Here is a 12,604-nt window from a genome sequence, read left to right on the forward strand (position 1 = left end):
CCTCGTCGGCGACGGAGAAAATTCCCCGCACCGCATTTCCGCGGATCCCGACCGAGCCAGGGGTCTTGTCGATGAGCCACACCACGAGCGTCTTCTTCAACTTGAGCAGATCGGCGATTTCTCCCGCGATGGCGTGAAAACCATGCGCCAGGTCGCCGTCGAAAATACTGAAGCCGCCGTCCGAGGAATCGTTGCTCGCTTGGGACGAATCGCCGGTTGAATCGGCGGCAGCCACTTGGGCACTTTCATTGCCGCTCGTCCCCTGGGCAGCGCTCGTAGTCTGACCAGGCTGCTTTCGATTGATCGCCACCGGTTTGGTGTCGCTGGCCGCCTCATCGCCGCGGATCGACGCCTCTTTCAACCCACCGTGCGTTTCCGACGAGCGCGCTTGATCGTCACCGGGCCCCGCCGATCCGCAGCCGGCCAAAAGAACCGACGATATTCCAACGGCCAGCAGGCGCAAGAAAACGCGTGTCATGTGTGGAAGCCGCGTCTGATTGCTTGAAAGGAAACGGACTCGGACAATTCGTCGACCTACCTTCCCTTCGGCTGCGTTACTCCCGGAAAATCGTCGCTGCGGAATGGCGAAGCGGGGAGGTCTTCCTTGTTCCAGAGGTTGACGACCGGATAGTTCGCCCAGCCAAAGCGCACGGCGACCGGCTTCGCGACCTGATCGCTGGACACGACGACCGTATCGCCGACGATCTTGGCGTCGGCGTCGTAGAACTTCTTGTCATCGCCCGCGACCGTAAAACCAGTCAGCTTGTCTCCCTTGACAATCAGCCCCGATCCGACGTGCTTGAAATGCACGACTGCTTCGCGACCATCGATCGAGAGACTGTCAAAAATCGGGCCGGAATACTCGACCTTTTCGCCATAGGCAAGCGCTCGCGCCGCCATCGCCAGCCGCTCGCCGACAGGCTGCTTCCGCTTGGGATGAATGTCTTTCTCGTCCCCCACGTCCGTGATCACGGCCATCGCCGCGTTGGGCGATTTGAGCGTGGTGAGCAATTGGGCCTCGCGCAGTTCGGCCCAATCGCTCTCCTGGGGTTCGTGCGCGATGGCCTTGTACGGGGCGAGTTGCACGAACAGGAACGGAAAATCTCCCTGCTTCCAGTCATCTCGCCAAGCCTTAATCATCGCGGGAAACAGCGTCCGGTAATACCAGGCCTGTCCGGAGTTCGATTCGCCTTGATACCAGATCGCCCCGCGGATGCCGAAGGGGATCAGCGGATGGATCATGCCGTTGTAAAGATCGAAATCCCCTTTGCTCTTTTGAGTTCGCGGCATGTCTTTCAGCGCCGGCTCCGCGTCGAAGGCTTCCTTGCTCATCCAACGCTCGGCCGTGGTCCCGCCGACATTGCAATTGATCAACCCGACCGGCACGTTCAACTGCTTTTTGAGGGCGCGGCCAAAGTAATACGCTACGGCAGAAAAGTTGGCGACGGTCTTCGAGTCGCACTCGGCCCATTTCCCTTGTACGTCCGCCGCGGGTGCCGCCGATCGCTGCCGTCGGGTGATCGTGATCAGATGGATTTGCGGATTGGCGGAATTGGCAATCACCTCGGCCGCGTTGGCGGTCCTGCTGAGCGGCAATTCCATGTTCGATTGCCCGCCGGCGATCCACACCTCGCCAACCAGCACATTCTTGGCTTCGATTTTGTTCGTCGGTCCCTCGATCACTAGGTCGAACGGACCGCCCGCCTTCAGCGGCTGTAAATCGACTCGCCAATGACCTAAAAATGAAGTCGTTTCAACTCTTTGGCCGGCGATTGAAACGCTCACTTTCTCGCCATCGTCAGCAGTGCCCCAGACCGGCAGCTTGATGCCTTGTTGGAGGACGGCGTTGTCCGAGAAGAGTCCGTTCGCCGCCACCGTCGCTCGCGCCGTTGCCGGAACAGCGACCAAAATCGAAAAGGCCGCAAGAGAAACGGTCCAAGTCAACGCGGCTATTCGGCGGCAAGTCATGGTGGGATTCTCCTTGCAGTGGGTGGATAGCGAGGCGGGATCGATCGCGATCCGCATTATAGCCGCCGGAGAGTCAGGAGGCAGTAGGCCGACGGCCGGAGGCAAGCGGAAGCACCGCGAAAGCCGGGAGTCAACGCTCGAAAACGGGCCGGGCGGCAGTCCAAAGAAGAAGGGCCGGAAAGCTCGACCGCGGGTACACGGTCTACTGTCTTACGGCCACTAGATGCGGCATCCAGAGGGCCTTGTCGACCAGCTCCAAGAGCACCTGGGGGTCGAATGGCTTGCGGAGATAGTAGGTGCCGCCCGCCTCATGCGACCGCCGGATGATGTCGGGGATTTGCGCCCCTGAGAGGAACATGAACGGCACGTCGAACAATCCCTCCTCGCGCTTGAGCCGCTCGCAAAGCTGCAAACCGCTTTGACCGGCGAGATTGATATCGGAGACTACCAGATCGGGCGTCGTCTGCCGAACACACTCAATCGCACCGTCGGCATCTCGGCAACAATTGCTTATATAGCCGGCGGCGCTCAGCACCGTCGCCAATCCGGCGATGATCTCGGGATCGTCGTCGATCACCAAAACAACCGCCTTGTCTTGAGATTCGATCATCGAATTCATCTTGCGACCGCGTCGAAAAGCCGTCGGTTTCATGGGATGCACACTCGCCGGTTGTCTATACGTTTCCGCCCGATATACAAATCGTCACAAGATCGGCAAATTATTCAAAACGGCCTGACTGAACCCCCTAACAGACAAAGTCATTCCCACCGGAAAATCCGAATCGCTGCACCCAACATCGAATAGAACGCGATAGAATACGTTGTTTGCAAAGTCTGGACAAAGTGCTTTTACGGTCGGCACTGCTTTTCAGCCCTTGAATCTCAAAGCCGCCTCGACATATTCATGCCCCCCGACAATAATCCCCGCCTCCCACTCCCTGGGCCGAACGATTTTGATCTCGCTCCACGCCGTTTGGGCGGCGCGGATCTCGACGGCCTTTCGGGATTGGTCCCTTCTTAGACTCTCGTCCTTGGATTCGAATCGCGGAAGCTGTGCGAGGCCGGCAATTGCTGGCTTGCGCGCTGTGCGCGACATCAGGGAAACGTGGATGCAATCCGCTCCTGACAACCGTCGGTTCAGAGACGGCGCTCGACGCGTCCGACGATTGACGGCGTGCGCCGGCGGAGTGGTGGCGCTTGCCGCGGTGCTACGACTTGCCGTGGCCGCCGACGCGCCACTTCCCGACAATCGCGCGACCAACTCGGGCAAGCCACTCGTCTTCCGTTCGGCCGATTCAGTGTCCCTGGACCGCGACGACTTGGATGCCGCAAAACAGTCGATCGATTGGCCGGCGCTGATTGCCAACCGACCCGACCACTCAGCCGACCAAACGGGCCTTCTGACGCAGATGCACTTCGCGATCGGGGACGGCGCCGCTAACCCGCTGAGGCAACCGCGGTTTGCGGTCGTTGAGCCGACGGCGGCGACGGCGGATACCGTGCCGCCATCCCCGCCGCCCGATCTCACGGCCTCAACGGAATTGGGGCCCATCAACGCGCCGCCAGCAAAGACCCATCCGCAATTCGCGCCGGCAAACGGCCTGCCGAACGGCGTCGTTGAACCGCAGCCCGAGGATTATCCGACTGACGGCGGACCGCCGCAGATGACCCCGCACGGCGATTTACCTGGCGGGATTTGGCCACACGACTATCTTCGGCATCAATTTGCCGAGCCGTTGGTCGGGGCAAGCTGGTGCAACGAACCGTATCACGTCGATTGGTTTCTAGGAATGATTCGCGGCACCGAGATTATCCGGGACCGCATCGATCAGAACGTAGGCGTTGTTGGCGGCGTTCGCCTCGGTTGGGACTACGACTTATATTGGGGCCTGGAAACGCGGCTAGGATTCTCGTCCCTCGAAGACCAGCCAGTCGATGCGCCGCTGGCCGGCAGCGCCGACAAGGTGATCCTCTGGGACTCCAGCCTGCTCTATTATCCCTGGGGCGATTCACGCTGGCGGCCCTACATCAGCCTCGGCTTAGGGCTGTCCGAATTCAGGTTCACCGACGAGTTCGGCGACCAGATTCGCCGCAATCTGCTCGAGCTGCCGTTTGGCGTGGGGCTGAAATACCGCTTGCACGATTGGCTGACGCTGCGGGCCGACGTGACCGACAATCTGGCCTTCGGCTCCTCCGGTCTGGCGACAATGAACAATGTGTCGTTCACGACCGGCATGGAATTCCGCTTCGGCGGCTGCCATCAGAACTACTGGCCCTGGGAACCGGCGTCGGCGCATTGAGAGAGCCGGCCGACGGCCGACTAACGCAGTGTCCGCGCCGTTTAACCGGGAGTCCACGACATACTCAGGGCCTGCAGGGTGTGCGATGCAGCGAATAATCGCTCCATCCGTCAACTCCGCTCCATGCCGCAACGGCTGGCTGGCGGAGTCGCCGAGGCCACGCTAGGTTGTACCAGGAGTGGTTTCTCTTAGTTCTTCGATCGGTCGCGGGCTATGAGCGAGGCAGCCAACACGCAGCACGAGCGGCGGCCGGATCGCTTGGCCGCCGTTATCCCCTGCTATCGCGTGAGCAAGCAGATCGCCGGCGTGCTCCGTGTGATTGGGCCCGAGGTGTGGCGGATTTATTGCGTCGACGATGGCTGCCCGGAGCAAAGCCGGTCGGTGGTCGAGAAGCTTGCCACGGAGGATCCGCGGATTCGCTCGCTGGTGCATGAGCGGAATCAGGGGGTCGGCGCGGCGGTCGTCACTGGCTTCCGGCAAGCCCTGGACGATGGTGCGGAAATGATCGTCAAGCTCGATGGCGACGGGCAGATGGATCCGGCCCGAATTCCCGAACTCATCGCCCCGCTTTGCGCTGGGGAAGCCGACTACGTCAAAGGCAATCGCTTCTACCACTTGGAAAGCCTGCGGGCGATGCCGGTGGCACGCTTGATCGGCAATGCCGGTTTGTCGTTCCTGTCCAAACTTTCGACTGGTTACTGGAACCTGTTCGATCCAACCAACGGTTACACGGCGATCCATGCCGCGGTCGCCCGACGGTTGCCGTTGGGAAAGTTGCAGCGGCGCTATTTTTTCGAGTCGGATATTCTGTTCCGGCTGAACACGCTGCGGGCCGTCGTCTCCGAGGTGCCGATGGAGGCCCGCTATGGCGACGAAGCGAGCAGCCTGAGCCTGATGAAAGCGTTCGTTCAGTTTCCGATCTACCACGCGCGGAATTATCTGAAGCGGATTTTCTATAACTACTTTCTCCGCGGCTTCAGCGCGGCCTCGATCAACCTGGTCATCGGCTTCGCGCTGCTCGTGTTCGGTGTGATCTTCGGGGCGGTGGAATGGATCGTGGGCGCCGAGCGGAACGTGCCCGCCTCAGCGGGAACGGTCATGTTGGCGGCGCTGCCGATCATCATTGGATCGCAGCTCCTACTGAACTTTCTCAGCTTCGACATGGCCAACGTTCCGCGCGAGCCTATTCATCACAAGATTCGGCTCCATGAACGACGAAGTTAAGCGCCTGCTTGCGACCTATCCGCGCGAGCGGCCGCCGCTGCCGCCGAAGCTGCAGGCGATCTACCACGACACGTATGTCTCCAGCCGGGAAGGCCGGACGGTGCTCTATCGGATCACGCAGTCGCTCGAGGCTTGGATGCACCGCCGCGTGGCCGCCGCTTCGGCCGCGGGCCAAACGGTTCTCGAAATCGGTGCCGGCACGCTCAACCACTTGCGCTTCGAGGCAAAGGACGGGACATACGACGTGGTCGAGCCGTATACCGCGCTTTACGAAGGGCGGCCGGAGACGGCACGAGTAAGAGCGTTTTATGCCGACATCGCCGACGTGCCGAGCAGCAATCGCTACGACCGGATCATTTCGATCGCCACGCTGGAGCACGTTCTCGACCTGCCGCGGCTCGTGGCCCAAGCCATGATGCTTTTGACGCCGAACGGCACTTTCACCGCGGGCATCCCGTCGGAAGGCGGATTCCTCTGGGGCTTCGCTTGGCGCTCATCGGTAGGGCTTTCTTTCCGACTGCGCACCGGCTTGAACTACGGCGACCTGATGCGCCATGAACACGTCAATCGTGCGGCCGAGATTGAAGCGATCCTCCGACATTTCTTCGGCAGCGTTCGCATACGACGTTTTCCAATTCCCTCAAGGCAACTCAGCCTCTACACCTTCTTACATTGCGGACAGCCGCACTTCGACCGGTGTCGCGAACTGCTCGGATAGCCCTTAACTCGCGCGGAACATCAGCTTGCCGACCTCCGGGCCGCATTGGGGACACATATAGCGCCGATTGCGCGGCGGGCGGCGGATGCGATCGAATTGCCGGCGGCAGCCAGGGCAAGTCGCCCGCCAGCGCCCAGCCGGCATCTGGACATTGCCACAACGTTCGGGTCGAGCGCCGATCGCGCGGCAAATCTCCCGCCATAGCGGGCCGTGCGCCGCGTCGTGCCCGGCCAGCGCGTGAGCGATCTCATGCAGAATCACGTCGCGAATCCAGGGCTCGTCGTGGGCCACAACAAAACAGGTGGACAGTTCGATCCGCCGCGCCGTATAGCGGCAAAGCCCGAGGCTACGCTGGCGGCGATTGAAGCCGAACTTCCAGTCCCGCAACCCATGCCGGCACATCAATCGTAGCGCGAGCGATTCGACATCCGTCAACGTCATGACAGCGACTCCGATCGCGGACCGAATTAGATCGAGTGGATTCTAGCGAGTGAATAGCCGGCGGAAAAAGATGAATTTCCGGCCCGTTCTGGGCGCTAGCTTGCTCGGGCCGTATATTCCAGCCTGACTCCCGAGAGTGAATACGCACCAGGTCGAACATTACCGTGTCCGAACAGTCATCCGAATTGCGGCTCGCCGCGCTCGCTAAGTCCGCCGCGAGGCGCGAAGCCGGTTTCGCTCTCGCCGCCGGCTTCCTCGGCTGGACGCTCGACGCCTTCGATTTCTTTCTGGTGCCGATCTCCGTGCCGGCCATTGCCAGGGAATTCAACACTAGCGAGGCGACGATCCTGTTCTCCGTGACGCTCACGCTCGTGTTCCGCCCGGTGGGAGCGTTCGTCTTCGGATTGCTGGCCGATCGCTACGGCCGCCGGATTCCGATGATGATCGACTTGGTGTTCTATTCGGCCATCGAGGTGGCCACCGGTTTCGCCCCGAACTTGACCACGTTTCTCATCCTGCGAGCATTGTTCGGGATCGGCATGGGGGGCGAATGGGGAATCGGGGCGTCCCTTGTCATGGAAAAGGTGTCCGCCAAATGGCGCGGCATGCTCAGCGGATTGTTGCAAGAGGGCTATGCCTTCGGTTTCCTGCTCGCGGCGACGGCTGCCCACTTCATGCTCGAGCCGCTAGGCTGGCGGCCGCTGTTCTTCCTCGGCGGATTGCCGGCGCTGCTAGCTTTGTTTATTCGCTTTGCAGTCAAGGAATCGGAGGTTTGGCAGAAGAGCAAGACGGAGAGTTGGTCGCATCTCGGCCGGGCGATCGCCTCGCACTGGAGAATCTGGATCTACCTGACGCTGCTGATGGCGATGATGAACTTCGCCTCGCACGGCACGCAAGACTCGTATCCGACGTTCATGAAAGATTTTCATAAGATGTCGCCTGCGGATTACACGCGCGTCGTGATGATCATGATGGTCGGCGCGATTCTGGGCGGCGTCGTCTTTGGTCTGGCGTCCGACCGCTTCGGCCGCCGGAGGATGATGATTCTCGCCTTCGTCGGGGCCTTCGTCACCGTTCCGCTCTGGGCACTGTCGATGGAAATGAAATGGATCATCGTGGGCGGTTTCCTGATGCAGTTCTTAGTCCAAGGGGCTTGGGGAGTGATCCCGGCCCACATCAGCGAACTCTCGCCCGATCAAGTCCGCGGTTTTTTGCCGGGATTCTCCTACCAATGCGGGAACCTGGTGGCCGCTTCGATCGGATGGCTCCAGGCAAAACTGGCGCCCGAATACGGCTACCCGCATGTGATGGCCATTAGCGCCGGCGTTATCTTCGTCGTGGCGATCTTAGTCACTGCCCTGGGGCGCGAGCGCCGCGGCGTCGTTTTTGGAGACAGTGATTAACCGTTACCCTCGGGCGGCCTGCCCGCGGCGCTTGACCAGAGTGACTTCGTTGCCGGATGCGTTGAACCGAAGGTCATCCATCAGGAGCCGCATCAGCCGCAGGCCGCGGCCGCCATCCAAGCCCTCGGGCGCGCCCTCGAGCAGTGCTTGAGCCCGCGCTACATCGAATCCCGGGCCCTCGTCGGCAACTTTGACCTCCATCTGCTCGGGAGTGATCCGCACGTCCACGCGCACCTTGCGGTCGCGATAAGGCGCCTGCGTGCGCCGCTCTTGGAAGACGTCGGCCGTGGGTTGGGATAGCAGTTTCTCGCGGGCCGCCTCGATTTGCTCACCCGTCAGTTCCAGATTGCCGTGATAGAGCGCGTTGAGAATCGCCTGCTGCATCGCGATTCCGATGCGAAGGCCTTCGTTGTCGTTGCACAATCCCATCCGAAACGCGATTTGCCGAATCAAGTCCACCAGCGGGTCAATCAATGCGGCATCGTTGTTCAGCACGAAAGTGAATTCGGCCCGCGTCTGGCAGGCCACAAGTCGCTCGTAGTTGCGATTCGTCTCGCCAAGCGCCAGGATCTGCGCCACCGTATCCTCGAGCATGTCGGCCAGACGCGACTTGGGCACGTAGCTCGCAGCCCCCCGCTCCAGGGCCTCAATCGACAACGCCTCGCTGCCATGGGCCGTCATTAGGATGACGGGCACTTGCGGGTGACGGATCCCAATTTGCTTCACCAGTTCCAGACCATCCATCTCCGGCATCTGCATGTCGGTGATGACCAGGTCGGCCGGCGATTTGCCGAGGCGCGCGAGCGCTTCGACGCCGTTGGCGGCCGTTTCGGTCTTCCAATTGGTGTTTCCCCGCAACAATCCCACGACCAGGCGACGGTCGATATCGGAATCGTCCACCACAAGTAGCGTCGGCATAGCGGATCTCCCTGTGGAAAATAATGCAAGGGAGCGGCGGCGCGCCGATTTTAAGGCATCGAAGCGGAATAAGCCAGTGGCGGAGCCCGGTTAACATGCTAGATTTTTTGCGGTAGGCTCGGTAGCATGAGTCGTTTGGCCCAATGCAAGCCGGCCACGCTTCGCCGTCGTCGCATTCCACCGTCTAAGCCAGGACTCCGTCGAATATGCCGATTGTCACGTTTGTCAACGAAAAGAAAGAGATCCAAGTGCCCGAGGGGGCCAATCTCCGCAAAGAGGCGATGCGGGCGGGGATCCAGGTCTATTCAGGAATCCACAAGCTCCCGATCGGCAATTGTCACGGGTTGAGCCTGTGCGGATCCTGCCGGGTGTTGGTCACCAAGGGGATCGAAAACGCCAGCCCAATTGGGACGGCCGAGCGGATGCGGCTCAAGGTTTCGATGGCCTATGTCGGCAACGAAGATACGATGCGGTTGTCCTGTCAGACGCAAGTCATGGGCGACATGACGGTCGAGACCCGTCCCGCGCTGAATCTCTACGGCGACAATTTCTTTAGTTAAAGCCCACTTGGCGCCGGCTACCGCCGGAGACAGATGTGAATTTGGCGCCGGCTAACGCCGGACGCGGCCGTGAAACAAATTGTCGCCATCGTGAAGCCGTATCTGGCGGAGAAGGTGCTCGAGGGGCTCAAGCGAGCGCCGCTCGAGGCCTGCAGCGTCCGCGAGGTAAAGGGCTACGGGCGGCAGAAAAGCTATCTCGACCAATATGGCGACAGCGAATACTCGCTCGCCTTCTTGCCCAAGGTCGAGATCAATCTCTGGGTGGACGACTCGAGGGCAGAAGAAATCATCCGCCGCATCGTCGAAGTCGCCCGCACCGGCCGCATGGGTGACGGCAAGATCTTCGTCCTCCCGGCTAGTGAAGTGGATTCTAGCTTCCCGGCGTCTTGATCGCGCCGGCGAGCATCTCGATCGGATGCATTGCGCGGCGCCGCGTGCCATGTTCGATCTGATGGCGGCATGAGAAACCGGGGGCGAGAACCGTAGCCTCGGCTGCGGCGCGGACGGTCGGAAAGAGCACGCGGTCGCCAATCTTCATGCTCAGTTCATAATGCTCGTATCCGAACGAGCCGGCCATGCCGCAGCAGCCGGAATCAACGAGCGTTGTTTCGGTGCCGGGGATCATTGCCAACAGCGCCAGAGTGTCTTTCATCCCCACGAGCGCCTTCTGGTGGCAATGCCCGTGCAGTAGGAGTTTGCCGGGCCGCGGCGCTGGCGAAAGCGTGATGCCCGCGCGGACCAGATGCGTTTCGATGAGTTCCGCGTCGGCGACTATCGACGCTTCGTCCGGCACTAGATCGCGATACTCGTCGGTCAAAGTGAGCAGACAACTTGGCTCGCAACCGACGATCGGAACACCGCGCGAAGCCCAAGGCCGGAGCAGCTCGATACTGTGGCGCGCCCGTTGCTGCGCGTCGCGCAGCAACCCCTTCGAGATGGCCGCCCGGCCGCAGCATTCCAGATTCGCCAGATGCACTTCATAACCGGCCGCTTCCAGCACTTCGACCGCCGCTTGATTCACTTGCGGTTCGCAATAGCTGGTCAGGCAATCGTCGAGCAGGACGATCGGGCCGCGCGGCGCGGCGCCGGGTCGCTCGTGGCGATGGAACCACTTCTGGAAGTGCCGGCGGACGAATCGCGGTAGCGGGCGGCGGCGATCGGCGCCCATCAGCTTCTGCATGAACAGACCCATCCCCGGTATCCGCAACATCCAGTTGGAAAACGGCGCGAAGGCCGATCCGAGACGGTTGACCTGGGCGACGCCGGCCATAAGCTGCGCGCCGAGCGGCGTGCCGTGGGCCGCGTAGTATTGGCTCAAAAACTCGGCCTTCATCTTGGCGACGTCCACATTCGACGGGCATTCCGCCTTGCACCCTTTGCACTGCAGGCAGAGATCGAACGTGTCGTAAAGCTGCCGGCTCGTGAGGCTCTCGGCGGGCATCGCCCCGGAGAGGACCAGTCGCAGCGCGTTCGCCCGCCCGCGAGTGCTATGCTCCTCGTCCCCGGTGACCATGAACGAGGGACACATCGTGCCGGTCTTCAGCTTCCGACAAACGCCCGAGCCGTTGCACATCTCCGCAGCACCGGCGAGTCCGCGTTCGCGGCTAAAGTCGAAGATCGTGGGGATGACGAGCGGCTTGTAGTTCGGGCCTTCGCGGAGATTCTCGATGGGGCTGGGTCCATCAACCACTTTGCCCGGATTCAAGATACCGGCCGGATCGAAGGCCGCCTTGATCTGTTTGAAGGCCGAATAGAGCCGGCTCCCGAACAGCCGCTCGTTCAGATAACTGCGGGCGAGGCCATCGCCGTGCTCGCCGCTCATCGAACCGTGAAACTCCATCACCAGTTCGCAGACTTCGCGGGAGATTTGTTCGATGCGGGCCAAATCGCCTCGATCGGCGGCGTTCAGGAGCGGACGAATGTGCAAGCAGCCGACGGAAGCATGGCCGTAGAACGCTCCCTCGGTTCCTACTCGAGCGAGAATCTCGCGGAACCGGCCCACGAATTCCGGCAATCGCGCCGGCTCGACGGCCGTGTCTTCGACGAAAGCGATCGGCTTGCGGAGGCCGGGGATGGCATAGAGCAGCGGCATGGCAGCCTTGCGGCTAGCCCAGATGTGATCGCACATTTTTGGCTCAAGCGCGTGCAGCACATGCTGCAATCCTGGCTGCCCGCGTAGCCGTTCTGCAAGCTCATCGGCTTGACGGCGAACTTCTTCGTCCGATTCTCCGCTGAATTCAACCAGCATCAACGATTCCGGATGCCCGACGACGAAATCGAGATAGTTCCGATATTCGAGACTCTTTTCCGCCAAGCGGATGATCTGGCCATCGAGAATCTCCGCCGCCGAGGGACGGCAGCTCAGCGCCGCTCCGACAGAAGCAACCGCCGCCGTGAGCGAATCGAAATGCAGCACGACAATCCCGCGCCGCGCCGGCAGCGGCACGAGATGCACGAGCGCCTCGGTGACACAGGCCAATGTGCCTTCCGCGCCAACGAGCAGCTTCGCGAGATTGAACTCAGCGCCGCGATAGCGCTGGGCCTCGATTTGCCGCACCCGTTCGACGCTGGGCGGAAGCGGATACCTCGAGCGACACTCGCCGACGAATTCGTCCAAGTTGTATCCACTCACGCGCCGCAAGATTGCGGGAAAGCGGCGAACGATCTCATCGCGATTCTCGGCGACGACGCGCGCGACTTCGCGATACGCCGCGCCCCAGCGATCGCCGCGCGCTTGCTCCTTGGCTAACTCAGTAGCGGCGAGCGGCTGCAACGTCGCCAACGAACAATCGGCCGCCAGCGCCTCGAGCGATATCACGTGATCCACCGTCTTGCCGTGGCGAATGGAGCGTGCGCCCGCCGAGTTGTTGCCGATCATGCCGCCGATGTTCGCGCGATTGCTCGTTGCCACGTCCGGTCCGAATTGCAGCCCGTGCGGTTTCGCCGCGGCGTTGAGCTGGTCGAGCACGACTCCCGGTTCGACGCGGGCAACGCACAGGTTTGGATCCAGCTCGATGATCCGATTGAGATACTTGCTGAAGTCGACGACGATTCCCGCGCCGATCGACTGTC

12 protein-coding genes are annotated in these 12,604 nt (G+C 61.4%); 6 read left to right on the plus strand and 6 right to left on the minus strand.

The window, feature by feature from the left end:
• From VGY55_16620 to VGY55_16630, 3 genes are all read right to left on the minus strand, one after another.
• The coding region (locus tag VGY55_16620; GenBank protein ID HEV2971602.1) for a hypothetical protein at window positions 1-478 on the minus strand (478 nt) is incomplete at its 3' end.
• 56 nt (window positions 479-534) lie between these two features.
• Window positions 535-1,968: a sialate O-acetylesterase gene (locus tag VGY55_16625; protein ID HEV2971603.1), complete on the minus strand. Its 1,434-nt coding sequence runs from the start codon at window positions 1,966-1,968 to the stop codon at window positions 535-537.
• 202 nt (window positions 1,969-2,170) lie between these two features.
• Window positions 2,171-2,578 (minus strand): response regulator, encoded by a 408-nt coding sequence (locus VGY55_16630; protein HEV2971604.1) that lies wholly within the window; start codon window positions 2,576-2,578, stop codon window positions 2,171-2,173.
• 499 nt (window positions 2,579-3,077) lie between these two features.
• Between VGY55_16630 and VGY55_16635 the strand changes: the two genes are divergently transcribed.
• The 3 genes from VGY55_16635 (at window position 3,078) to VGY55_16645 (ending at window position 6,210) form a co-directional block, all read left to right on the plus strand.
• Window positions 3,078-4,268, plus strand: a complete 1,191-nt coding sequence (locus tag VGY55_16635; protein ID HEV2971605.1) for an outer membrane beta-barrel protein — start codon at window positions 3,078-3,080, stop codon at window positions 4,266-4,268.
• A gap of 213 nt (window positions 4,269-4,481) precedes the next feature.
• On the plus strand, window positions 4,482-5,492 hold the full coding sequence (locus VGY55_16640; GenBank protein ID HEV2971606.1) for a glycosyltransferase: 1,011 nt from the start codon (window positions 4,482-4,484) through the stop codon (window positions 5,490-5,492).
• Complete coding sequence (locus tag VGY55_16645; GenBank protein HEV2971607.1) at window positions 5,476-6,210, plus strand: methyltransferase domain-containing protein; 735 nt, start codon at window positions 5,476-5,478, stop codon at window positions 6,208-6,210. The genes VGY55_16640 and VGY55_16645 overlap by 17 nt, the downstream gene beginning before the upstream one ends.
• Window positions 6,211-6,213: 3 nt before the next feature.
• On the opposite strand, the gene VGY55_16650 is transcribed toward VGY55_16645, so the two are convergent.
• Window positions 6,214-6,651, minus strand: a complete 438-nt coding sequence (locus tag VGY55_16650; protein HEV2971608.1) for a SprT-like domain-containing protein — start codon at window positions 6,649-6,651, stop codon at window positions 6,214-6,216.
• 164 nt (window positions 6,652-6,815) lie between these two features.
• Between VGY55_16650 and VGY55_16655 the strand changes: the two genes are divergently transcribed.
• Complete coding sequence (locus VGY55_16655) at window positions 6,816-8,054, plus strand: MFS transporter (GenBank protein HEV2971609.1); 1,239 nt, start codon at window positions 6,816-6,818, stop codon at window positions 8,052-8,054.
• A 3-nt stretch (window positions 8,055-8,057) separates the two neighbouring features.
• On the opposite strand, the gene VGY55_16660 is transcribed toward VGY55_16655, so the two are convergent.
• Window positions 8,058-8,972 carry a response regulator gene (locus tag VGY55_16660; protein HEV2971610.1) on the minus strand — a complete coding sequence of 305 codons (915 nt, stop codon included), beginning with the start codon at window positions 8,970-8,972 and terminating at the stop codon, window positions 8,058-8,060.
• A 206-nt stretch (window positions 8,973-9,178) separates the two neighbouring features.
• Between VGY55_16660 and VGY55_16665 the strand changes: the two genes are divergently transcribed.
• Entirely contained in the window at window positions 9,179-9,532 is a 354-nt protein-coding gene (locus VGY55_16665; protein HEV2971611.1) for a 2Fe-2S iron-sulfur cluster-binding protein, read from the plus strand.
• A gap of 69 nt (window positions 9,533-9,601) precedes the next feature.
• Entirely contained in the window at window positions 9,602-9,922 is a 321-nt protein-coding gene (locus tag VGY55_16670; GenBank protein HEV2971612.1) for a P-II family nitrogen regulator, read from the plus strand.
• Here the strand turns inward: VGY55_16670 and VGY55_16675 are convergent.
• On the minus strand, window positions 9,903-12,604 hold a 2,702-nt coding region (locus VGY55_16675), incomplete at its 5' end, for an FAD-linked oxidase C-terminal domain-containing protein (protein HEV2971613.1). The two genes, VGY55_16670 and VGY55_16675, sit on opposite strands and share 20 nt — an antisense overlap.

The organism is Pirellulales bacterium (assembly GCA_035939775.1).
GTDB lineage: Bacteria > Planctomycetota > Planctomycetia > Pirellulales > DATAWG01 > DASZFO01.

Excerpts from the sequence above, each read along its gene's own strand:
- VGY55_16625 (HEV2971603.1), bottom strand. The coding sequence starts at position 1,968 with ATGACTTGCCGCCGAATAGCCGCGTTGACTTGGACCGTTTCTCTTGCG.
- VGY55_16630 (HEV2971604.1), bottom strand. The coding sequence starts at position 2,578 with ATGATCGAATCTCAAGACAAGGCGGTTGTTTTGGTGATCGACGACGAT.
- VGY55_16635 (HEV2971605.1), top strand. The coding sequence starts at position 3,078 with ATGCAATCCGCTCCTGACAACCGTCGGTTCAGAGACGGCGCTCGACGC.
- VGY55_16640 (HEV2971606.1), top strand. The coding sequence starts at position 4,482 with ATGAGCGAGGCAGCCAACACGCAGCACGAGCGGCGGCCGGATCGCTTG.
- VGY55_16645 (HEV2971607.1), top strand. The coding sequence starts at position 5,476 with ATGAACGACGAAGTTAAGCGCCTGCTTGCGACCTATCCGCGCGAGCGG.
- VGY55_16650 (HEV2971608.1), bottom strand. The coding sequence starts at position 6,651 with ATGACGTTGACGGATGTCGAATCGCTCGCGCTACGATTGATGTGCCGG.
- VGY55_16660 (HEV2971610.1), bottom strand. The coding sequence starts at position 8,972 with ATGCCGACGCTACTTGTGGTGGACGATTCCGATATCGACCGTCGCCTG.
- VGY55_16665 (HEV2971611.1), top strand. The coding sequence starts at position 9,179 with ATGCCGATTGTCACGTTTGTCAACGAAAAGAAAGAGATCCAAGTGCCC.